Source organism: Marinactinospora endophytica, from assembly GCF_054780875.1.
Genome location: NZ_BAAGVM010000009.1, coordinates 219,829 through 242,535 on the forward strand (window position 1 = coordinate 219,829; position 22,707 = coordinate 242,535).

19 protein-coding genes are annotated in these 22,707 nt (G+C 71.0%); 2 read left to right on the forward strand and 17 right to left on the reverse strand.

Annotated elements, in window-relative coordinates; translation table 11 throughout:
• Nucleotides 1–13: 13 nt before the first annotated feature.
• From hutH to ACYVHU_RS18125, 3 genes are all read right to left on the reverse strand, one after another.
• Nucleotides 14–1,552: a histidine ammonia-lyase gene (gene hutH, locus ACYVHU_RS18115; RefSeq protein ID WP_498949080.1), complete on the reverse strand. Its 1,539-nt coding sequence runs from the start codon at nt 1,550–1,552 to the stop codon at nt 14–16.
• Between the two features lie 286 nt (nt 1,553–1,838).
• A complete protein-coding gene (locus tag ACYVHU_RS18120; RefSeq protein ID WP_078762395.1) occupies nt 1,839–2,474 on the reverse strand; it encodes an alpha/beta hydrolase in 636 nt (211 codons plus the stop codon).
• Nucleotides 2,471–3,427: a ring-cleaving dioxygenase gene (locus tag ACYVHU_RS18125; protein ID WP_498949083.1), complete on the reverse strand. Its 957-nt coding sequence runs from the start codon at nt 3,425–3,427 to the stop codon at nt 2,471–2,473. The genes ACYVHU_RS18120 and ACYVHU_RS18125 overlap by 4 nt, the downstream gene beginning before the upstream one ends.
• A gap of 120 nt (nt 3,428–3,547) precedes the next feature.
• Here ACYVHU_RS18125 and ACYVHU_RS18130 point away from each other — a divergent pair, with 120 nt between their 5' ends.
• Nucleotides 3,548–4,357, forward strand: coding sequence for an IclR family transcriptional regulator (locus ACYVHU_RS18130; protein ID WP_498949085.1), 810 nt, complete (start codon nt 3,548–3,550; stop codon nt 4,355–4,357).
• Nucleotides 4,358–4,382: 25 nt separating this feature from the next.
• Here ACYVHU_RS18130 and ACYVHU_RS18135 read toward each other — a convergent pair whose 3' ends face one another.
• From ACYVHU_RS18135 to uvrC, 9 genes are all read right to left on the reverse strand, one after another.
• Nucleotides 4,383–4,745, reverse strand: a complete 363-nt coding sequence (locus tag ACYVHU_RS18135) for an RNA polymerase-binding protein RbpA (RefSeq protein WP_078762392.1) — start codon at nt 4,743–4,745, stop codon at nt 4,383–4,385.
• Between the two features lie 118 nt (nt 4,746–4,863).
• The gene (secG, locus tag ACYVHU_RS18140) at nt 4,864–5,100 is read right to left on the reverse strand and encodes a preprotein translocase subunit SecG (RefSeq protein WP_078762391.1); all 237 of its coding nucleotides are present in this window, start codon (nt 5,098–5,100) and stop codon (nt 4,864–4,866) included.
• Between the two features lie 199 nt (nt 5,101–5,299).
• Entirely contained in the window at nt 5,300–6,085 is a 786-nt protein-coding gene (gene tpiA, locus ACYVHU_RS18145; RefSeq protein ID WP_078762390.1) for a triose-phosphate isomerase, read from the reverse strand.
• Nucleotides 6,086–6,094: 9 nt separating this feature from the next.
• Nucleotides 6,095–7,285, reverse strand: coding sequence for a phosphoglycerate kinase (locus tag ACYVHU_RS18150; protein ID WP_432939608.1), 1,191 nt, complete (start codon nt 7,283–7,285; stop codon nt 6,095–6,097).
• An 86-nt stretch (nt 7,286–7,371) separates the two neighbouring features.
• Nucleotides 7,372–8,379 (reverse strand): type I glyceraldehyde-3-phosphate dehydrogenase, encoded by a 1,008-nt coding sequence (gene gap, locus ACYVHU_RS18155; RefSeq protein ID WP_078762388.1) that lies wholly within the window; start codon nt 8,377–8,379, stop codon nt 7,372–7,374.
• Nucleotides 8,380–8,618: 239 nt separating this feature from the next.
• A complete protein-coding gene (whiA, locus tag ACYVHU_RS18160; protein ID WP_078762387.1) occupies nt 8,619–9,599 on the reverse strand; it encodes a DNA-binding protein WhiA in 981 nt (326 codons plus the stop codon).
• 230 nt (nt 9,600–9,829) lie between these two features.
• A complete protein-coding gene (locus ACYVHU_RS18165) occupies nt 9,830–10,819 on the reverse strand; it encodes a gluconeogenesis factor YvcK family protein (RefSeq protein ID WP_078762386.1) in 990 nt (329 codons plus the stop codon).
• Nucleotides 10,820–10,980: 161 nt separating this feature from the next.
• Nucleotides 10,981–11,865 carry an RNase adapter RapZ gene (gene rapZ, locus ACYVHU_RS18170; RefSeq protein WP_078762578.1) on the reverse strand — a complete coding sequence of 295 codons (885 nt, stop codon included), beginning with the start codon at nt 11,863–11,865 and terminating at the stop codon, nt 10,981–10,983.
• 4 nt (nt 11,866–11,869) lie between these two features.
• Entirely contained in the window at nt 11,870–13,909 is a 2,040-nt protein-coding gene (gene uvrC / locus ACYVHU_RS18175) for an excinuclease ABC subunit UvrC (RefSeq protein WP_498949089.1), read from the reverse strand.
• A 184-nt stretch (nt 13,910–14,093) separates the two neighbouring features.
• Between uvrC and ACYVHU_RS18180 the strand changes: the two genes are divergently transcribed.
• Nucleotides 14,094–15,221, forward strand: a complete 1,128-nt coding sequence (locus ACYVHU_RS18180; protein ID WP_078762385.1) for a mechanosensitive ion channel family protein — start codon at nt 14,094–14,096, stop codon at nt 15,219–15,221.
• A 91-nt stretch (nt 15,222–15,312) separates the two neighbouring features.
• Here ACYVHU_RS18180 and ACYVHU_RS18185 read toward each other — a convergent pair whose 3' ends face one another.
• From ACYVHU_RS18185 to ACYVHU_RS18205, 5 genes are all read right to left on the reverse strand, one after another.
• Nucleotides 15,313–15,732, reverse strand: coding sequence for a Rieske (2Fe-2S) protein (locus tag ACYVHU_RS18185; RefSeq protein ID WP_235001016.1), 420 nt, complete (start codon nt 15,730–15,732; stop codon nt 15,313–15,315).
• Nucleotides 15,733–15,835: 103 nt separating this feature from the next.
• Nucleotides 15,836–16,423 (reverse strand): RDD family protein, encoded by a 588-nt coding sequence (locus ACYVHU_RS18190; RefSeq protein ID WP_144390148.1) that lies wholly within the window; start codon nt 16,421–16,423, stop codon nt 15,836–15,838.
• Nucleotides 16,424–17,165: 742 nt separating this feature from the next.
• Entirely contained in the window at nt 17,166–20,000 is a 2,835-nt protein-coding gene (gene uvrA, locus ACYVHU_RS18195) for an excinuclease ABC subunit UvrA (protein ID WP_078762382.1), read from the reverse strand.
• 255 nt (nt 20,001–20,255) lie between these two features.
• Nucleotides 20,256–21,281: a TerC family protein gene (locus tag ACYVHU_RS18200; RefSeq protein ID WP_078762381.1), complete on the reverse strand. Its 1,026-nt coding sequence runs from the start codon at nt 21,279–21,281 to the stop codon at nt 20,256–20,258.
• A 328-nt stretch (nt 21,282–21,609) separates the two neighbouring features.
• Nucleotides 21,610–22,704 (reverse strand): glycosyltransferase family 4 protein, encoded by a 1,095-nt coding sequence (locus ACYVHU_RS18205; RefSeq protein ID WP_078762576.1) that lies wholly within the window; start codon nt 22,702–22,704, stop codon nt 21,610–21,612.
• Between the last annotated feature and the right edge of the window lie 3 nt (nt 22,705–22,707).

Consider the following 22,707-nt stretch of genomic DNA (forward strand, 5'->3'; position numbering starts at 1 on the left):
CCTTCCTGCCGGTTCAGTCGATCCGGGCCGCGGAACGGGCCGCGGCGAGGATGGTGCCGTCGCGTACAAGGCGGGCGACGGCGGCGATCTCGGGGGCCAGGTGCCGGTCGGGACCGGGCCCCGGGACGTGGGCGCGCACCGCGGAGACGACGGCGGCGGTGGCGGGGGCCGGCGCCAAGGGGGCGCGCAGGTCCAGCGCTCGGGCGGCGGTCAACAGTTCGACGGCCAGCACGTCGGTGAGCCCGTCGAGGGCCCGGCGTAGTTTGCGGGCGGCGGACCAGCCCATGGAGACGTGGTCCTCCTGCATGGCCGACCCGGGGATGGAGTCGACGGAGGCGGGAACCGCGAGCCGTTTGAGCTCGGCGACGATCGCCGACTGGGTGTACTGGGCGATCATGTACCCCGAGTCCACCCCGGGGTCGTCGGCGAGGAAGGCGGGCAGGCCGTGGGAGCGGGCGACATCGAGCATCCGGTCGGTACGCCGTTCGGCGATCGAGGCCACGTCGGCGACGGCGATCGCCAGGAAGTCCAGCACGTAGGCCAGCGGCGCGCCGTGGAAGTTGCCGTTGGACTCGACCCTTCCGTCGGCCAGGACGACCGGGTTGTCGATGACCGAGGCGAGTTCGCGCGCCGCCACCGTCTCGGCGTGCGCCAGCGTGTCGCGGGCCGCGCCGGCGACCTGCGGCGCGCAGCGCAGCGAATAGGCGTCTTGGACGCGCGTGCAGTCGGGGCCCCGATGGGAGGCGACGATCGGCGAGTCGGCGAGCAGCGCGCGCATGTTGGCCGCCGCGACCCCTTGGCCGGGGTGGGGGCGCAGTTCCTGGAGGTCGGCGGCGAACACCCGGTCCGTACCGAGCAGCGCCTCCACGCTCATCGCCGCGCTGACGTCGGCGACGCCCAGGAGGGCGCGCAGGTCGTGGCAGGCCAGGACGAGCATGCCCAGCATGCCGTCGGTCCCGTTGATGAGCGCGAGCCCCTCCTTCGCGACGAGCTCGACCGGCTCCAGTCCCGCCTCGCGCAGCGCCTCCGCGGCCGGGCGTATCCGCCCCTCCCTGTCGCGCACCTCCCCCTCGCCGGTGAGGGCCAGCGCCACGTGGGCCAGGGGCGCGAGGTCCCCCGAGCATCCCAGGCTGCCGTACTCGTAGACGACCGGGGTGATCCCGCTGTTGAGCAGGGCGGCGAGCGTTTCGGCGGTCCGTGGGCGCACGCCGGTACGTCCGGAGGCCAGGGTGCGCAGCCGCAGCAGCATCAGGGCGCGCACGACCTCGCGCTCGACTTCGGGGCCGGTGCTGGCGGCGTGCGAGCGGATCAACGAGCGTTGGAGCCGGGCCCTGAGACCCGGGGTGATGAAGCGCGTGGCCAGCGCCCCGAATCCGGTGCTCACGCCGTAGGCGGGCTGGTCCCTGCCGGCCAGCGCGTCGACATGCTCGCGTCCCCGGGCCAGCGCCGCGCGCGCCTCGTCGCTGAGACGTACCGGTGTGTCGTGTCGGGCGACCTCGACGACGTGCCGTGGGGCCAGGGGGGTGGGGCTGATGGAGACGAAGGCGGACATGCCCCCATTGGACGACAGGAAGGGCCGCGCGCGGGGAAGCGGCACGGCGATCGTGTCCGGTATTTCAGACGCCCCGGGGGACGCGGCCCCGTGGGCGGGCCGTGCCGTGGAGTCCCGGGCCGGAAGGTCCGGCCGGTACCGGCCTCTCGTCACGGCGACGGGCCGGCCGCGGGGTCCCTCGCCGGTCCTGGCGGACCGTGCCGGTGGGCGGGACGGGGAAGGGCGCCCTTGTGGGGCGCCCTTCCGATCCGCGCGGGACGGACGCGCGGCTGGGGAGACGTCGTTGTCAGGAGGCCGGCCGCGGACCCGCCAGCCAGGTCCGCGCGTCGGCCACCACCTCGGGGGAGGGAGCGTGGCCGCCGGCGTGCGTCCGCAACCACACGTCCGCGCCGCGCTCGCGAAGCTGCTCCACGAGCAGCTCCGCCTGGTCCAACGGGGTGATCGGGTCGCTGGTTCCCGCCCCGACGAACACCCGGGTCCCCGTCAGGTCCACCGGTTCGGGCCGGCGTCCCTGCAACGGGGCCGCCGGCGCCAGGAGGACGGCCGCGCGCAGCAGCCCCGGACGCAGCAGGAGCAACGCGGCCGCGATGTTGGCGCCGTTGGAGAAACCGACGGCGGTCAGCCCGGACGGGTCGACGCCGTACGCACCGGCCGCCTCCTCGACGAAGTCACCGAGTTCGTGGGCGCGGCGGATGACGTCGTCCACGTCGAACACACCCTCCCGCACCCTGCGGAACCAGCGGCCCGCGCCGTTCTCGTCGACCTTGCCCCGTGGCGACAGCAACGCGGCGCCCGGCGCCAGCGTCCGGCCGAGCCCGAGCAGGTCGTGTTCGTCGCCCCCGGTCCCGTGCAGCAGGAGGAGGGTGTCGGCGTCCGGCCGTGTGGCGGGTTCGAAGAGGTGGACGAAGCCGAGGGCGCTCACCCCTCCTCCCCGAACGTGACGGCGGGCAGGGACTTCTCGATCTGGGCGCGGTTGGGCTCCAGCCACGGCGGAAGCTTCAGCCGGCGTCCCAGCTCCAGCAGGGGCTCGTCGTAGTCGAACCCGGGGCCGTCGGTGGCGATCTCCAGCAGCACCCCACCGGGCTCGCGGAAGTAGATCGAGGTGAAGTAGGAGCGGTCGCGGATCTCGGTGACGTCGACGCCGTCCTCCAGCAGGGCGCTGCGCCACGCGCTCTGGGCCTCCTGGTCGGGGGCCCGGTAGGCGACGTGGTGGACGGTGCCCGCCGCGACGTGGCCGCGGGGGGCCTTTGGCGCGGCGACCACGTCGAGGAGGGTGCCGACGCCGTCGGCCGCGCCGGCGGTGCGGAAGCGCAGACGGCCCTTCTCCTCGCCGGCCAGGGTGAATCCGAGCCGCCCGGCCAGCATGTCGGCGGTGCGCTCGTGGTCGTGCTCGGTCAGCGTCACCGAGCGGATGCCCCGGATGGCGTGTTCGACCGGTACGGCCCCGCCGTCCCAGGGGTCGGTGTCGTGGTGGTCGGGGCCGGCGACCAGTTCGAGGACGAGTCCGTCGGGATCGCGCAGGCTCAGCACGTCCTCCGTCAACCGTTCGGTCGGGCGGGTGGCCTCCACCCCCAGCGCGGCGAGATGACGCTGCCACCAGCCGATCGATCCCTCGGGCACGGAGAAGGAGGTGACCGTCGCCTGTCCGGCGCCCAGGCGTCCCTTGGGCGCGCCCGGCCACGGGAAGAAGGTCATGATCGTCCCGGGGTTGCCCGCTCGGTCGCCGTAGTAGAGGTGGTAGGTGTCGGGAGAGTCGAAGTTGACGGTCCACTTGACCAGGCGCATCCCCAGTGCGTTGAGGTAGAAGTCGGCGTTGGCCTGGGGGTCGCCGGCGATCGCGGTGACGTGGTGGATTCCCGCCGGTTGCACGCTCATGTTCGGGCTCCCTGGTCGCTTCTCTGTTTCCCACCCTGGTAAACAGTTGAATCTTAAACTAAATTCCCGGTCCTCTCCCCCGGGCTTCCCGACCGCTCCCCCAGCGGCGACAATTCCCCCATGTCCCACGTCCCCTCGGCCACCCGCGCCCTACGCGTCCTGCGCTTTCTCGCCGCCCAGCCCGGGCCCGTGACGGCCGGGGCCGTTGCCCGCGCCCTGGAACTCCCCCGGTCGAGCGCCTATCAGCTCCTCCAGGCCATGGCGGCGGAGGGGTTCGTCACGCACCTTCCCGAGGAACGCCGTTGGGGCCTGGGCGTCGCCGCCTTCGAGGTCGGATCGGCCTACCTGCGCCACGACCCGTTGGAGCGGCTGGCCCGCCCCCTCCTCGCCCGGCTGCCCCAGGAGACCGGCGCGACCGCCCATCTCGGTGTCCTGCACGGCCGCGACACCCTCTACCTGCTCAAGGAGCGCCCGGCACACGCCCCGGCGCTGATCACCGGGGTGGGGGTGCGGCTTCCGGCCCACCTGACCGCATCCGGCCGCGCGCTCCTCGCCCACCTGTCCCGCGCACAGGTCCGCGCCCTGTATCCCGACACCGCGCGCTTCGTCAGCCGCACCGGACTCGGTCCAGGCTCCCCCGGCGAGCTGCGCGACACGTTGGCGCTGGAACGCCGCCGCGGCTGGTCCGCCGAGGAGGGCCAGGTCACCGAGGGGTTCCGGTCGGTCGCCGCGGCGGCCTTCGACCACAACGGGACACCGGTCGCCGCGATCAGCCTGACCGTTCCCCAGGCCCGGCCGGTCACGGACACGGCACTGGCCGGACGGGTCCGCGACGCGGCGGCCGAGCTGACCCGCCGGCTGGGCGGACGGACACCGACCCCGCCCGTCGAGGGACCCCGTGAAAACGACGACGCGCCCACCCGGACATGAGGGGCGGGCGCGTCGTAAGGCGGGGTCACCCCCGCATCGCGGCCTCGACGGCGGCACGGTCGGCGCGGAGCTTGGCCAGCGCCTCCTCCAGGATGGCCTGGCCGTCGGCGTCGCTGCGGCGCTCCTTCACGTAGGCCAGGTGCGTCTTGTAGGGCTCGGTGCGCGGCGGAGCGGGCGGGTTGTCCGGGTCCTTGCCAGCGGGGAAACCACACCGGGGGCAGTCCCATTCGTCGGGGACCTGCGCCTCGTGCGAGAAGCTCGGCACGACCTCATGCTTGTTGGCGCAGTAGAAGGGGACCCGGATGCGCGGCGCGGACTCGCCGCGCTCGGCCTCGCCCATCGGTCCTGCACCAACGCGGCTGCCACGAATGGCGCTGCCACTACCCACGAAAAAACTCCTTCGGCGAACAAGCCCCCCGCGAGGGGAAACTCGATGCGCGCTCCGCACGGTCGCGTCAGTGCCGGGCGCGCGCCCGGGCCGCGCGGGCACGATTACGTAAGAGGGATCAAGCCCCCCGGTTGATCAACAGGCCGAGCACGACGACGCACACGATCCACAACAGCGCGGTGACGATCGTCAGGCGGTCGAGATTGCGCTCGACCACGGACGATCCGCCCAGGGAGGAGGTGACACCGCCGCCGAACAGGTCGGAGAGGCCGCCGCCCTTGCCCTTGTGGAGCAGCACCAGCATGATCAGCAAGACGCTGCAGAGCATCACGACGATGGACAGACCCAGGATCACGTGCTCACCCGTAACTCAAGCCCCACCAGGGGGATCGACGACCTGAGGGCCCCGCGACCTTGGTGCGCCGCCCGGTTCGACCGGAGGCCCGGCGTAGGGGCCCGGGACAATACTCGATTTTACCCCGGCCCGCGGCGGCGCGGGCCGGTTCCCGTCGGATGGCGGTGGGACGGGTGCTCCCCCGCCCCACCGCGCCACGTCATCCCTGGTCGCGGAAGCGGACCAGCTTGACGAACTCCTCGGCCTTGAGGGAGGCACCGCCCACCAGGGCACCGTCCACGTCGCTCTTGGCCATGATGCCGGCGATGTTGTCGGCCTTGACCGATCCGCCGTAGAGGATACGGGTCTCGCGCGACGCCTCAGGCGTGTACAGCTCGCCCAGACGCACGCGCAGCGCCCCGCACACCTCCTGGGCGTCCTCGGGCGTGGCCACCTCACCGGTGCCGATCGCCCAGACGGGCTCGTAGGCGATCACCAGACGACGGACCTGCTCCTCGGTGAGGTCCTTCACCCCGGCCTCCAGCTGGGCGAGGGTGTAGGCGACCTGGTCGCCGGCCTTGCGCACGTCCAGCCCCTCGCCCAGGCACAGGATCGGGGTGATGTCGGACGCCAGCGCCGCCTTGGCCTTGGCGTTGACGATCGCGTCGTCCTCCCGGTGGTACTGGCGCCGCTCGGAGTGACCGACCAGCACGTAGGAGCAGCCGAGCTTGGCGAGCATCCCACCGGAGATCTCACCGGTGTAGGCGCCCTTCTCGTGCTGGGAGATGTCCTGGGCCCCGTACCCGATGTTCAGCTTGTCGCCGTCGACCAGCGTCTGCACGCTGCGCAGGCTGGTGAAGGGCGGGAGCACCACGACCTCGGTGGCGTCGAAGTCGGCGTCGTTGAGGGAGAACGCGAGCTGCTGAACCAGCTTGATCGACTCGAAGTGGTTGTTGTTCAGCTTCCAGTTGCCCGCGATCAGCGGCTTGCGCTTGGCGTTGGCCATGGGGGTTTCCTACTCGTCTTCCAGTGCCGCGATACCGGGCAGCGTCTTGCCTTCGAGGTACTCCAGGCTGGCTCCACCACCGGTGGAGATGTGACCGAAGGCCCTCTCGTCGAAACCGAGCGAACGCACCGCGGCGGCGGAGTCCCCGCCACCGACCACGGTGAAGGCGCCGGAGTCGATGAGGCCCTGGGCCACCGCCCGGGTCCCGCCGGCGAACGGCTCCATTTCGAACACGCCCATCGGCCCGTTCCAGAAGACCGTCTGAGCGTCGGCGAGCTTGGCCGCGAACAGCTCGGCGGAGCGCGGACCGATGTCCAGGCCCATCCGGTCGGCCGGGATGGAGTCGGCGTCGACGGTCCGGCGGTCGGCGTCGGCGGCGAAGCGGTCCGCGGTCACGACGTCCACGGGCAGGACGAACTCCACGCCCTTGTCGGCCGCCCGGCGCAGGTACTCCTGGACCGTGTCGATCTGGTCGCGCTCCAGCAGGCTGGTGCCGACCTCGTGCCCCTGGGCCGCGAGGAAGGTGTAGGCCATGCCACCGCCGATGAGGATGCGGTCGGCGGTGCCGAGCAGGTTCTCGATCACCCCGAGCTTGTCGGAGACCTTGGAGCCGCCGAGCACCACCGCGTAGGGACGCTGCGGGGACTCCGTGAGCCGGCGCAGCACGTCGATCTCGGTGAAGACCAGGCGGCCCGCGGCGTGCGGCAGGCGGCGCGGCAGGTCGAAGACGCTGGCGTGCTTGCGGTGCACGGCGCCGAAACCGTCGCCCACGTAGAGATCGGCCAGCGCGGCCAGCCGGTCGGCGAACTCCCCGCGCTCGGCGTCGTCCTTGCTGGTCTCGCCGGGCTCGAAACGCAGGTTCTCCACCAGCGCGACCTCGCCGTCGGCGAGCGCGCCGGCGACCTCACGAGCGGACTCGCCCGCGGTGTCGGTGGCGAAGCGCACCTCGGCACCGAGCAGCTCGCCCAGGCGCGCGGCGACCGGGCGCAGCGAGAACTCGGGCTTGACCTGGCCCTTGGGGCGGCCCAGGTGCGCTCCGACGATGACGCGCGCGCCGCGCTCGCGCAGCGCGTTGATGGTGGGCAGGCTCGCCCGGATACGGCCGTCGTCGGTGATGCGGTCACCGTCCAACGGCACGTTCAGGTCGGCCCGGACGAAGACGCGGCGGCCCGTGACGTCGAGGTCCTCGATCGTCCGCATGCTGCTTCCCTCCTGAGAAGGCGTGTACATGGGCGGTGACGCCCTTCCCCGCGGGGAAGGGCGTCACCGGATGCCGTGGACGGCGTCTACAGACCGGCGCCGACGAGCTTGACGACGTCGACGAGACGGTTGGAGTAACCCCACTCGTTGTCGTACCAGCCCACGATCTTGACCTGGTTGCCGAAGGCCATGGTCAGGCTCGCGTCGAACGTGCAGGAGGGCGAGGTGCCGACGATGTCGGAGGAGACGATCTGGTCCTCGGTGTAGCGCAGGACGTCCTTGAGCGGGCCCTCGGCGGCGGCCTTGAACGCCGCGTTGACCTCCTCCTTGGTGACCTCGCGCTCCAGGGTGACCACGAGGTCGGTGACCGAGCCGTCCGGCACCGGAACGCGCATCGCCAGACCGTCGAGCTTGCCCTTGAGCTCGGGCAGCACCAGCGCGGTGGCCTTGGCGGCACCGGTGGTGGTGGGGATGATGTTCTGCGCGGCGGCGCGGGCGCGACGCAGGTCCTTGTGCGGGAAGTCGAGGATGACCTGGTCGTTGGTGTAGGCGTGGACCGTGGTCATCAGGCCCTTGACGATGCCGAAGTTGTCCAGCAGCGTCTTGGCCATCGGCGCCACGCAGTTGGTGGTGCAGGAGGCGTTGGACACCACGTGGTGCTTGGCGGGGTCGTACTTGTCGTCGTTGACGCCCATGACGACGGTCAGGTCCTCGCCCTTGGCCGGGGCGGAGATGATGACCTTCTTGGCGCCGGCCTCGATGTGCTTCTTGGCGTCCTCGGCCTTGGTGAAGCGGCCGGTCGACTCGATGACGACGTCGACGCCCAGGTCGCCCCAGGGCAGGGCGGCGGGGTCGCGCTCGGCGAGGGCCTTGATGCTCTTGCCGCCGACGCTGATGCTGTCCTCGCCGACCTCGACCTCGCCGTCCAGGGTGCCGAGGACGGTGTCGTACTTGAGCAGGTGCGCGAGCGTGGCGTTGTCGGTGAGGTCGTTGACCGCGACGATTTCGACATCGCTGCCCCCGGCGGCCTGGACCGCACGCCAGAAGTTGCGGCCGATCCGACCGAAGCCGTTCACGCCTACACGGATGGTCACGGAACCAATCTCCTCACGTATCGATGAGTCGCTGATCGCGGCCCGGCGCGTCCCTCGCGTGCGGGGACGTGCGTCTGGGGTCGTTACCGACCCTATCGGAATCCCGGCAGGCAGAGGCGGTGGGCCCGCCCGTCACGGCGACGCCGGGTGCCGGGGGACCATCCTTGCACCCGCCCCGAAAAGGGTCTAGACCATTTCGGCGAAATTTTGCCCCATCCCGGCCGCGCGCGCCACCGTGTTCAGGGAACCAGCATGTCGGGCGTCAGGTTGGCCTCGGTGCCGGGGATCCCCAGGTCTGCCGCCCGCTTGTCCGCCATCGCGAGCAGCCTTCGGATACGACCGGCGATGGCGTCCTTGGTCAACGGCGGGTCGGAGAGCTGCCCCAGCTCCTCCAGCGACGCCTGCTTGTGCGACAGGCGCAGCCGCCCCGCCGCGACCAGGTGGTCGGGGGCGTCGTCGCCCAGGATCTCCAACGCGCGCTCCACCCTGGCCCCCGCGGCCACCGCGGCGCGCGCGCTGCGCCGGAGGTTGGCGTCGTCGAAGTTGGCCAGCCGGTTGGCGGTCGCCCGCACCTCGCGCCGCATCCGGCGCTCCTCCCAGGCCAGCACGCTCTGATGGGCGCCCAACAGCGTCAACAGGGCGCCGATGGAGTCGCCGTCGCGCACGACCACGCGGTCCACCCCGCGCACCTCACGGGCCTTGGCGTGGACCTTGAGCCGCCGTGCCGCGCCCACCAGGGCCAGCGCGGCCTCGGGGCCCGGGCAGGTGACCTCCAGGGACATGGACCGCCCCGGTTCGGTCAGCGACCCGTGCGCGATGAAGGCGCCACGCCACGCCGACTCGGCGTCACAGGCGCCCCCGGCGACGACGTGGCGGGGCAGTCCGCGCACCGGACGGCCGTTGTTGTCGATGAGCCCGGTCTGCCGGGCCAGGCTCTCACCGTCCTTGATCACCCGCACCACGTAGCGGTTCCCCTTGCGCAGCCCGCTCGGCGCCAGGACGACGACCTCGGACTCGTGGCCGAACACCTCGGAGATGTCCTTGCGCAGCCTCCGGGCCGCCGCCCCCGTGTCGAGCTCGGCCTCGATGACGATCCGCCCGCTCACGAGGTGCAGTCCACCCGTGAAGCGCAGGATCGTGGAGACCTCGGCCTTGCGGCAGCATGGTTTGAGAACGGTCAGCCGGCTCAACTCGTCCTTCACCACGCCGGTCATCGCCATGGATGCGGTCCCTCCCCCTGGAATTCTGCTCACGCCGGACGCCGAAAGAAGAACGGAGCGCCCTTCGTGGCAGACTACTGGCCCATCGCAGATGCGCCACGCCCTCGCGGGCGTGTCCGGCATCGCTGGTCACCGCGGTGAGCCGCATTCACGACGGTGACCGACGTTGGAGAGATTCCCGATATCGCCCGCGCGGACCGGATCGCCGGACGTGGCGGAGCGTCATCCGCTCACGCGTGGAAGATCTCGTCGAAGGCCGCGGCGAGCAGGTCCGGATCGTGGCGGGGCGTGCCGTCGGCCGCGGCCACGTCGGCCAGCACCAGGCGCCCCCCGAGCTTCTCCACCGCCCGGCTCAGCTCCGCGGGGTCCTCGACCACCCCCCGGTCGGCCAGCACCACGTCGATGCGCAACCTCGGGGCGTGCGCGGCCAGCACCTCGAGATAGGTGTGCGCCGCGAAGTCGTCGGTCTCGCCCCGCTGGGGGGACAGGTTCAACGCCACGACCCGGCGGGCCCGCGTGGACACCAGCGCCTCGGCCAGGTCGGGCACCAGCAGATGGGGCAGGACGCTGGTGAACCACGAGCCCGGGCCGAACACCACCCAGTCGGCCTCGCGGACCGCCTTGAGCGCCTGCGGCGACGCGGGAGGGGTGTCGGGCACCAGCGAGATGGAACGCACCCGGCCACGGGTGCTGGCGCAGGCGACCTGGCCGCGCACGGTCGTCACCTCGTGTGGCCGGGCGGGGTCGACCCCCTCGACCTCGGCGACGATGTCCAACGGCACCGAGGACATCGGCAGCACCCGGCCATGGGCCCCCAGCAGCTGGCCGACCCAGTCCAGGCCGGCGACCGAGTCGCCGAGCAGCTCCCACAGCGCGACGATGAGGAGGTTGCCGACCGCGTGACCGTGCAGCTCGCCCTCGGAGCGGAATCGGTGCTGGATCACCTCGCTCCAGGTGTGCCCCCACTCGTCGTCCCCGCACAGCGCCGCCAGCGCCATGCGCAGGTCACCCGGTGGCAGCACACCCAGTTCCCGTCGAAGCCGACCGCTGGAACCGCCGTCGTCCGCGACCGTCACCACCGCGGTGACATCGGTGGTGACCCTGCGCAGCGCCGACAGCGAGGCGTACAGACCGTGCCCGCCCCCGAGCGCCACCACCCGTGGCGGCAGCGCCCCATCCGCGTATCCGGCGTCCGCGTTCGCGTCCTCGTAGCCCGACATCTGAGTGTGCGTACCTCTGTCCGATCCGTTCGCGGGCCACGGGCCCGCTGTGCGGGCCGCGCACCGGCGCCGGCGGCCCTGAGGGGTGAAGGCAATGCTACGAACCGCCACGCGCCCCGGCCACTCGCCCACCGCCCATCCGGGTGGCGGCGGGCTCCACGCTACTCGCGTCCCAGATCTCGGTGGACGACGTGGACCTCGAGCCCTTCCTCGCGCAGCCGCTCGCTGAACCGCTCCGCCATGGCGACGCTGCGGTGCTTGCCCCCGGTGCACCCCACCGCGAGCGTCATGTAGTGCTTGCCCTCGCGCAGGTAGCCGGCGACGAGCAGGCGCAACACCTCGGTGTAGGCGTCGAGCAGTTCCTTGGCCCCGCGCTGGGAGAGCACGTACTCGCTGACCGGCGTGTCCTGGCCGGTCATCGGGCGCAACTCGGGCACCCAGTGCGGGTTGGGCAGGAAACGGCAGTCGATGACGAGGTCGGCGTCGACCGGCAGGCCGTACTTGTACCCGAAGGACACCACGTTCGCGCGCAGGTGGGCCTCCTGGGCCGCCCCGAAGAACCCGATGACCTTGGCCTTGAGCTGGTGGACGTTGAGCTGCGAGGTGTCGATGACGAGATCGGCCTCGCCCCTGATGGCCTGCAGCAGCTCGCGTTCGCGTGTGATCCCGTCGGTGAGGCGTCCGTCGCCTTGGAGCGGGTGGGGCCGGCGCACCCCCTCGAACCTGCGCACCAACGCCTCGTCGCCGGCCTCCAGGAACAGCACCCGCGCCGCGATCCCACGCCGGCGCAGCTCCTCGACCGTCGACAGGAGGTCCTCGGTGAAGGCCAGGCTGCGCACGTCGACGACCGCCGCGACCCTGGGCACCGCGCCCTGGGTCCGTCCGGCGAGGTCGATCATGGTGAACAGCAACCCCGGCGGGAGGTTGTCGACGACGAACCAGTCGAGGTCCTCCAACGCCCTGGCCGCCGTGCTGCGTCCCGCCCCCGACATCCCCGTGACGATGACGATTTCCGGCGGGAGCTCTCCGCCGAGGTTCTCCGTCACCTGGTCATCCCCCATGTTCACGCTCGCCCTCGTCTGATGCGTCCTGCACGGTCCTCTGCCCGCCTCCGGTACCCGCCAACGCCGCCGCGATCACCGCGGCGGTCCGCTCCCCGATGCCGGGAACCTCGGCGATCTGCTCGGTCGAGGCCGCGGCGAGCCTGCGCAGCGACCCGAAGTGCCGCAGCAGCGCGTTGCGCCGGGCCGGCCCCAGCCCCGGAACCTCGTCAAGGGCGCTCGTGGTGAGCGCCTTGGCCCGCTTCTGGCGGTGGTAGGTGTTGGCGAAGCGGTGCGCCTCGTCGCGCACCCGCTGGAACAGGTATAGTCCCTCACTCGCGCGCGGGAGGATGATGGGGTCCTCGTCGTCGGGAACCCACACCTCCTCTAGACGCTTGGCCAGGCCGCACACCGCCACGTCCTCGATCCCCAGCTCCTCCAGCGCCCGCTGGGCGGCCTGGACCTGGGGTCTGCCCCCGTCCACCACCACCAGGTTAGGGGGATAGGCGAACTTCGCGGGGCGTTCCCGGGAGTCGCCGGCGTTCCCGCCCGCCGTGTGCGCCGCCTCGGGGTCGCCGAGGGTGGCGAGTTCGCCGGCGCGCTGGCTCTCCTCCAGGTAGCGGCTGAACCTGCGGTGGATGACCTCGTGCATGGCGGCGACGTCGTTCTGCTCGGCCCCGCCCGAGCCGCTGCCGCGGACGCTGAAACGGCGGTACTCCGACTTGCGGGGCAGTCCGTCCTCGAACACCACCATCGAGGCGACGACGTGGGTGCCCTGGAGGTTGGCCACGTCGTAGCACTCGATGCGCAGTGGGGCCTCGTCCAGCCCGAGCGCGTCGCGGATCTCGCCGAGGGCCTTGCTGCGCGTGGTCAGGTCGCCGGCCCGCTGCGTCTTGTGGCGGGCCAGGGTCTGTTCGGCGTTCTTGGCGACCGTGTCCAGCAGCGCCTTCTTGTCACCGCGCTGCGGGACCCGAAGGTCGACCCGGCCCCCGCGGCGTTCGGCGAGCCAGGCGGTGACCGCTTCGAGGTCGGCGGGGGGCTGCGAGACCAGCACCTCGCGCGGGATCACCGCGGCCGGCCCGTCAGGGGCGTCCTCGTCGGCTCCGGCGGGATCCGCGCCGCCGTAGGTCTGGGCCAGGAAACGCTCGACGAGGGCTCCGGTGCCCACGTCCTCGACCTTGTCGACCACCCAGCCGCGCTGGCCCCGGATACGCCCGCCGCGCACGTAGAACACCTGGACGGCCGCCTCCAACGGATCCTCGGCGAAGGCGATGACGTCGCAGTCGGTGCTGTCGGGAAGGACGACGGCCTGCTTCTCCAGGGCCGTGGTCAGCGCCTGGATGTCGTCACGGATGCGGGCGGCGCGCTCGTACTCCTGCTCGGCCGCCGCGGCGCGCATCCGTCCCTCCAGCTCCTTGATGAAGCGGCCGGTGTCGCCGGCGAGGAAGGAGCAGAAGTCCTCCGCGAGCGCGCGGTGCTCGGCCTCGTCGACGCGCCCGACGCAGGGGGCCGAGCACTTGTCGATGTAGCCGAGCAGGCAGGGACGCCCGCTGGAGCGGGCCCGCCGGAACACCCCCGCCGAACAGGTCCGCACCGGGAAGACGCGCAGCAGCAGGTCCACGGTCTCGCGGATGGCCCACACGTGGCCGTAGGGCCCGAAGTAGCGGACCCCCTTGCGCTTGGCCCCGCGCATGACCTGGACCCGGGGGAACTCCTCGTTGAGGGTGACCGCGAGGTAGGGATAGCTCTTGTCGTCGCGGTAACGGACGTTGAACCGCGGTTCGTACTCCTTGATCCAGGAGTACTCCAGCTGGAGGGCCTCGACCTCGGTGGCCACCACCGTCCAGTCGACGTCCACGGCGGTGGAGACCATGTTCTGGGTACGCGGGTGCAGGCCCGCGAAGTCCTGGAAGTACGACGACAGGCGGGCGCGCAGGTTCTTGGCCTTGCCGACGTAGATGACCCTGCCGTGCGCGTCGCGGAAGCGGTAGACGCCGGGATCGGTCGGGATGGAGCCGGGCACGGGCCGCAGTTGGGGTTGCGCTGCCATACCCCCATTGTGCTGGGCGGCGGTGACATCTCGCACCCCCACCGGCGTGAGCACGTCCGGATCGCCCTGCCCGGCGCCCCACGTGCCGATGACCACGCTTCACAACGTCACGATTGAGTATCCGGATGGTCTAGGTTGTGTTCGATACCGGGCATTCTCCTAGACATGAGGGGGCTTTGTTCCCGTGCCGCTTGAATCCTGGATCGCCCTGGGTGTCTGCATCGCCGTGGCGGTAGGGCTGGTCTCCGCCGTGCACTGGCTCCTGACCCACCAGCTCTCGAAGGTCTGGGGCAACGTCCGGCCGCTCGTGCAGCGCTGCCGCTACCCGGCCTACGCCAGCGCGGTGGTGATCGGCGCCAACATCGCCCTGCCCGGGCGCTCCGCCTTCGACGAGCGCAGCTGGTACCTCGCGTTCGAGCACGGCATGCAGATCGCGATGGTCGCCTCGATCACCTGGCTCGCGCTCAGCATCGCCTACGCGATCACCGACATCGTCTTGGACCGGCTGGCCGTCCACAACGGTGACGCCGACCGGCGTGCCCGGCGCCTGCAGACGCAGGTCAAGCTGCTGCGCCGGGTGATCGCCACGATCATCGGCGTCCTGGCCGTGGCCGCGATCCTGTTCACCTTCCCCGCGGTCAGGGCGCTGGGCGCCGGGCTCTTGGCCTCCGCCGGCCTCATCGGCATCGTCGCCGGTGTCGCCGCCCAGTCCACCCTGGGCAACCTGTTCGCCGGGCTACAGCTCGCCTTCAGCGACGCGCTGCGCATCAACGACATCGTCGTGTTCCAGGGAGAGTGGGGCCGGGTCGAGGAGCTCAGCCTCACCAACGTGACGCTGCGGTTGTGGGACGAACGCCGGCTGGTGCTACCGGTGTCGCACTTCACCACCAACCCCTTCGAGAACTGGACCAAGCAGGGAACCCCCATCACCGGGGCCGTCCTGTTGCGCGTCGACTGGGAGGTGCCGATCGACAAGATCCGCGCCGAGGTCGGCTCGTTCGTCTCGGCCCACCCGCTGTGGGACGGCCGCCGCTGGTCGCTCCAGGCCACCGACGTGCTGGAGAGCGGACTGATCGAGTTGCGCGCGGTGGTCACCACGGCCGACGCCGACGCCCGCTGGGACCTGTGCTGCGACCTGCGCGAGCACCTGGTCACCTACATCCGCACCAACTTTCCGGAGTCCCTGCCGCGCAACCGGACCCAGTTCATCGGCCGCGAGCGGGGGGAGCCCTACGCCTCCCTGTGGCCTTCCTCCCGGCTGCGCGACCAGGCCGCGCGCCAGGACCGCGACGCGGAGGAGCCGGAGGAGTGAAACGGGGTGGGCGCGGGGTGCGATCGCACCCCGCGCCCACCCCGTTTCCGGTCGCGGCGCGCGGCCCCTGCCACGACCCGGACCGGCTCCTTCACACCAGCGTGATGTCGGTGCCGTCCACGCTCACCTCGAAGGCCTCCAACGGCTCGGTCGCGGGGCCGGCGAGGACCTCGCCCGTCGCGATGTCGAACCGGCTGCCGTGGCACAGGCAGCGGATGTGGTCGGTGATCTCCTGCACGGTGCACCCCGCGTGCGCGCACACCGCGCTGAACGCCTTGAACCGGCCCTCCTCGGGCTGGGTGATGACCAGTTTGTCGGACATGCTGATCATGCCGCCGCCCACGGGGACGTCACCGGTCTGCGCGATCACCTGGCCGTGCAGGTTGTCGTGCGGCGTGGGCTCGGGCCCTCCGCATCCGCTCGCTCCCACGGCGGCGACTCCCGCCACTCCGGCGGCGCCCAGCAGTCTCCGTCGGCTCATCCCACAGGCGCACGACGCCCCCGTTGCCATGACGAGGCTCCTTTCGCTCTCACGAGAACTACTACAAAATGTAGTACCTGAGCGGAGCCGTTCGTCCCGGGTGATCTCGCCGGGGATGTGATTCCTCGCGGAATCAGCCGCGCACCACGACCGTGCGAGCGATCTTGTCGTTCAACGACTGCCGGTCCGGACGGTCCCACAAGGGCCACAGACCGTTGATGATCGGCCACAACCAGCTGAACCAGCTGACCACCGGAACGAAGTTCAGCGGAACGTAGATCCACCAGGCGAGCGCGCGCAGGAAAGAGGTTCCCGGCGGCAGCCCGACTCCCCGGGGTCCCCGTTGCGGGACGACCCGCAGGCCCAGCGCCCGTTTGCCGACCGTGGCCCCCCACTTCATCAGGCACAGTCCTTCGTAGAGCAGCACGATGACGGTCGAGATGACCAGCATCAGCAGCGTCATGGCCACCAGTGATCCCGATGGGACGACCTGGTTGGTCTCCGGATCGATCAGGATCGGACGCGCCGAGAGCAGGACGCTGCCGAGCAGGAGGTTGACCAGGAAGACCGGGACGAACACGATCACCGCGTCGATGATGCGGGCGACCAGCCGCTGCCACCACTCGGCGATCCCGCCCGTGGGCGGCGCGCCGTATCCCCCGTAGCCGCTCTGGGCATGGCCCTGCGCCGGTCCCTGGTGAGGGTGGGGCCCCGGCGGCATCCAGGTCTCGGAGCCGGGCGGATGACCACCCGGGGGCGGCCCACCGGCCGGACCCGACGGCGGCACAGAACCAGGCGGCCCCATCGGCCGCTCCGGACCCGGCGGCCCACCGGCCCCCGGATACCCCGCACCCCCAGGCACCTCACCCGGCCCCCCAGGACCCGCACCAGACCCCGACGGCGTCCGGGATTCGGAGCCGGGCGGGCCACCACGCGGATGACCGCCCGGGGGCGGCCCACCGGCCGGACCCGACGGCGGCACAGAACCGGGCGGCCCCATCGGCCGCTCCGGACCCGGCGGCCCACCGGCCCCCGGATACCCCGCACCCCCAGGCACCTCACCCGGCCCCCCAGGACCCGCACCAGACCCCGGCGGTCGCTGTTCCTCTCCGGGCCGGGCGTGCGCGCCCGTCGAACCCGGCGGCCGCTCGGGCGGGGCCGGTTCCTCGTCCGGAGCCCCCCGCGGGCGACCGCCCTCGCCCTCGGACGGGTCGTTCGGCGGCGGTGGCGATGGATGGTTCATGAGCGCCTGCACTCCCCGCTACGTCGGACGCGCGCCACCGTCAGGCGCCCGCTCTGCGGCACGCACCGTGTTCGGCAGCTCGCGCGTCGGATCGGTCACGCAGGCGCGCGCCACGGGATCGCCTGCCGCCCCACTACCCGTTCCCACGGATCCACACCATGGGGTGACCCGCTTCGGGGTCCCCGCGACCACGGGCGGGGCGGGGGGCAGGCGCCCCGTCTCACAACACGCCGCGCAGGAACCGCCCGGTGAAGCTCTCCTCGACCTGGGCCACCTGCTCGGGCGTCCCCGTGGCGACGACCGTCCCGCCTCGCGACCCGCCTTCGGGCCCCATGTCGATGATGTGGTCGGCGGTCTTGATGACGTCGAGGTTGTGCTCGATGACGATGACGCTGTTGCCGCCGTCCACGAGCCGTCCGAGCACTCCGAGCAGCTTACGGATGTCCTCGAAGTGCAGGCCCGTGGTCGGCTCGTCCAGGACGTAGACGGTCCGTCCGGTGGAACGGCGCTGCAGTTCCGTGGCGAGCTTGACCCGCTGGGCCTCGCCGCCGGAGAGCGTGGTCGCCGGCTGCCCCAGCCGCACGTACCCCAGTCCGACGTCGTTGAGGGTCTGCATGTGCCGTCGGATCGCGGAGATCGGCTCGAAGAACTCCAGCGCCTCCTCGATGGGCATGTCGAGCACGTCGGCGATGGTCTTGCCCTTGTAGTGGACGTCCAGCGTCTCGCGGTTGTAGCGGGCGCCGTGGCAGACCTCGCAGGGGACGTAGACGTCGGGCAGGAACTGCATCTCGATCTTGATCGTGCCGTCGCCCGCGCACGCCTCGCAGCGCCCGCCCTTGACGTTGAAGGAGAAACGCCCGGGCTGGTAACCGCGTACCTTCGCCTCGGTGGTCTGGGCGAACAGCTTGCGGATGTGGTCGAACACCCCGGTGTAGGTCGCCGGATTGGAGCGCGGGGTCCGACCGATCGGGCTCTGGTCGACGTGCACGACCTTGTCGAGCTGCTTCATCCCGTTGACGCGGGTGTGGCGCCCCGGAACCGAACGCGCCCCGTTGAGCTCCTTGGCCAGGGACTTGTAGAGGATCTCGTTGACCAGCGTGGACTTGCCGGAGCCGGACACGCCGGTGACGGCGGTGAGCACGCCGAGCGGGAAGGTGACGTCGATGTTCTTCAGGTTGTTCTCGCGAGCGCCCTTCACGACGAGCTCGCGTCCCTTGACCAGCGGCCGGCGCGTGGCGGGAACCTCGATCCTGCGCCGGCCGGCGAGGTAGTCGCCGGTGGTGGAGTCGGGGCTGTTGAGCAGATCGTCGACGGTGCCCGAGACCACGACGTTGCCACCGTGCTCTCCCGCGCCCGGGCCGATGTCGACGACCCAGTCGGCCGCGCGGATGGTGTCCTCGTCGTGCTCGACCACGATGAGGGTGTTACCGATGTCGCGCAACCGCTGCAACGTCTCGAGCAGCCGGAAGTTGTCGCGCTGGTGCAGACCGATCGAGGGCTCGTCGAGCACGTAGAGCACGCCGACCAGACCGGAACCGATCTGGGTGGCCAGCCTGATCCGCTGGGCCTCGCCGCCCGACAGCGAGGCGGCCGGCCGCTCCAGGCTCAGGTAGTCCAACCCGACGTCCAGCAGGAAGCCGAGGCGGGCGTTGATCTCCTTGAGCACCTGGGCGGCGATGACCTGCTCGCGCTCGCTCAGTTCGAGGTCGCGCAGGAACTCCGCGCACTCGCTCAGCGGCAGCGCGCTGACGTCGGCGATGGAGCGGCCTCCGACGGTGACCGCGAGGATGACCGGCTTGAGGCGCGCCCCCTGGCAGGCCGGACAGGGGACGACCCGCATGAACCCTTCGAGACGCTCACGGCTGAAGTCGCTCTCGCTCTCGGCGTGTCGCCGGTGCACCCAGGGGATGACCCCCTCGTACTCGGTGTAGTAGGAGCGGGTGCGCCCGTAGCGGTTGCGGTAACTCACGTGGACCTGGGTCTCGTGCCCGTGGAGCAGTGCCTTGCGCGCGGCCTTGGGCAGCTTCTCCCACGGGGTGTCCAGGTCGAACCCCATGGCGTCGCCGACCGCCTGCATGAGGCGGCCGAAGTACTCGCCGGCGTGCCCGCTGGACCACGGGGCGATGGCGCCCTCGTTGAGGGTCTTGGCCGGGTCGGGGACGATCAGCTCGGGGTCGACCTCCAGGCGGGTGCCCAGGCCGGTGCACTCGGTACAGGCGCCGTAGGGAGAGTTGAACGAGAACGAGCGCGGCTCCAGCTCCTCGAACGACAGGTCGTCGTAGGGGCAGAACAGGTGCTCGGAGTAGACCCGTTCGCGTTCGGGATCGTCCTCGGGCAGGTCGACGAACTCCAGCAGGATCGTCCCGGCGGCGAGCCGGAGCGCGGTCTCGACGGAGTCGGTGAGCCGCTTCTTGGCCGACTCCTTGACGGTGAGCCGGTCGACGACGACCTCGATGTCGTGCTTCTCGTACTTCTTCAGCTTCGGGGCCTCGTCCAGGCGCACCGCGGTGCCGTCGACCCTGGCCCGGGTGTAGCCCTTGGTCTGGAGGTCCTTGAACAGTTCGACGTACTCGCCCTTGCGCCCGCGGACGACCGGCGCGAGCACCTGGAAGCGTGTCCCCTCGGGCAGTTCGAGGACCCGGTCGACGATCTGCTGGGGGGTCTGTCGCGCGATCATCCGGCCGCACTCGGGGCAGTGCGGCTGCCCGATGCGCGACCACAGGAGGCGCAGGTAGTCGTAGACCTCGGTGATGGTGCCGACCGTGGACCGGGGGTTGCGGTTGGTGGACTTCTGGTCGATGGAGACCGCGGGGGACAGCCCCTCGATGAAGTCGACGTCGGGCTTGTCCATCTGGCCGAGGAACTGCCGAGCGTAGGCCGACAGCGACTCGACGTAGCGTCGCTGTCCCTCGGCGAAGATCGTGTCGAAGGCCAGGGAGGACTTCCCCGACCCCGACAGCCCGGTGAACACGATCATGGCGTCACGCGGGAGGTCCAGCGAGACGTCCTTGAGGTTGTGTTCCCGGGCCCCTCGAATGACGAGCTGTTCGGCCATGGATGATTAGCCCCTTCGGCAACGGCGGCGCGCGATGGCCTGCGGCGGTCGGGAGACCCACCGCGGCGGCGCGCGGATGAGGCGCCTGCGCCGGGCGGCTCGGGGGTTGGGCGCACCCACGTCGGCCGCCGCACGGCGTTCGGCTTCTTACGGAAACGACTCGGCGCCGCGGAAACTTCCAGCGGACGCACGTGAGGGCGCCCACCAGAGCCGGCGGACGCCCTCACTATAGCCGAACAACTGTTCGAGGATGGCTCACTTGCGCGAGATCGCGTCCTCTCCTTCGGTCTCGGAGCCGGCGGCCAGCTTCTTCTTGTCGGCGGAGGCCTTCCAGAGGCTGGCGACGATCGTGATCGTCATGATGCCGAGGATGACGGTGAGGGACAGGCCGGTCGTGACCTCGGGGACGTGGACGCCGTTCTCGTGCAGCGCGTGCAGGAACATCTTGATACCGATGAACACCATGATCGCCGCGAGGCCCCAGCTGATGTAGGACAGCTTGTCCATGAGACCGGCGAGGAGGAAGTAGAGCTGGCGCAGACCCAGCAGGGCGAACGCGTTGGCGGTGAAGACGATGTAGGGGTCCTGGGTGAGACCGAAGATGGCCGGGATGGAGTCGACCGCGAACACCAGGTCGGTGACGCCGATCGCGACGATGACCATCAGCATGGGGGTGACGTGGCGGCGACCGTCGAGCTTCACGGTCAGGCGGGCGCCGTGGTAGTCGTCGGTGACCGGCCAGACCTTCTTGACCATCCGCACCGCGAAGCTGTCGGTGTAGTCGGACTCCTCGTGGCTGTCGCCCTTGACCTGGTCGCGGACGATCTTGATGGCGGTGTAGATGAGGAACGCGCCGAAGAGGTAGAAGACCTCGCTCCAGGCGTTGATCGCCTGCGCGCCGATCGCGATGAAGATACCGCGCATCACCAGGGCGATGACGATGCCGACCAGCAGCACCTCGTGCTGGTACTTCTTGGGCACCGCGAAGCTGCCCATGATGAGGTAGAAGACGAAGAGGTTGTCGACGCTCAGGCTCTTCTCGGTGACGAAGCCGGCGAAGTACTCACCCGCGACGGTGCCACCGCCGAAGTACCACAGGCCGAAACCGAAGAGGATGGCGATGCCGATGTAGAAGGCCGCCCACCAGGCGGCCTGCTTCATGCCGAACTCCTTGGGGCCGCTCTTCTTGCTCCAAGGGTGGTCGACGATCGCGAGATCGACGACCAAGATGGCGATCATGGCGCCGATCGTGGCGAACCAAACCCACATGGGCACGTCCATGGAGACCCTCCTCCGGTCGTGTGGTGCCCGCTTTCGGGGTACGGGCATGCGTACTAACCGGAGGTCTCTCCCATCCATGAACCATGGATCGACGGCACCGGGCCCGCACCGTCATTGCGTTCCGTGATGACGACACCGCCGCGAAAGGGATACTCCCCTCACCTGTTGAATGACCCGGGAACATGGATCTATTCCATCTTTCCCTGGGCCGGGCTCAATGATGCCATCGACTACGCCCAGTCGGAACCATGCTCCACGCCGTTAAAGGGTTTGGGGAGGTGTGTCTTACCTCACCGTGGTGAAACGCGGGGGCGCGGCCGGGACCCCCTCAGGCCACCATGCCGCGGTTCGCGGCGAGCCGACGGTAGAGGCTGAGGACCTGTTCCACGGTGTCGTCCTCGGTCGGCAGGGCCGCCGCGGTCAGCCTGGCGGCGTCACGCATGGCCTCGACACGGCTCGGCTCGTCCAGGACCTGGGCGACCCCGTGGGCCAGGGCCGAGGCGTCGCTGGGCGGGACCAGCAGCGCGACCCCCGAGTACAGGTCGGGGATGCCGCCCACGCGGGTCGCGACCACCGGCAGTCCGGCCCGCAGCGCCTCCATGATCACCAACGACGGCCCCTCCCACAGGGAGGGGAGCACGAACAGGTCAGCGGCGGCGAGGAGGTCGGGGATATCGGTACGGTGCCCCAACAACCGCACCGGGAGCTCCTCGGCGTCGATGCGCGCGTTCAGCTCCCGGTCGAGGGGGCCGTCCCCGGCCACCACGAACACGGGGGCCGGATCGCGCTGCTTGAGCCGCCGGGCCGCGTCCAACAGCACGTCCAGGCCCTTCTGCGGGGCGAGCCTGGCCACCACCAGCGCGAGCGGCCGGTCCGGCGCCACGCCCAGTTCGGCGCGGACGTCCTCGGCCGTGCGCTGGGGCGGCCCCATCGGCGGAGCGGTCACCAGGGCGCGTTCGACCTCCCGCGCCCCCTTGGCCCGCATCCGGGCCACCAGGTCCCCCGAGACCCCGAGGACGATGTCGGCGCGGCGGGCGACGAGCCGCTCCAGGGCGGGAAAGACCAGCCCGAGCGGCCCCGACACGGCGGGCGGGGCGTTGTGGAGCGTGACGACGAGCGGGCGGGCCTGGGCCAGCGCGCACAGCCCGCCCGCCCGGATGCCGTGGGCGTGCACCATGTCGGCGTCGGCCAGGAGCCCGCGCAGACGCCCGATCGCGGCGAGGTCACCCGCCGGGCGAGGCCGCGTACCGACGTCCACCGGAACGAAGCGGCAGCCGTTCGCGGTGAAGCCGAAGCGCTCCTCGGTCGCCTGCGGACCTATGACGGCGACCCGATGGCCGCGCGTGACGAGTCCCGCGCTCAGCGAACGGACATGGTTGCCGACACCACCGCCGCTGGTCGCGATGACCATCGCGATCCTCATCCG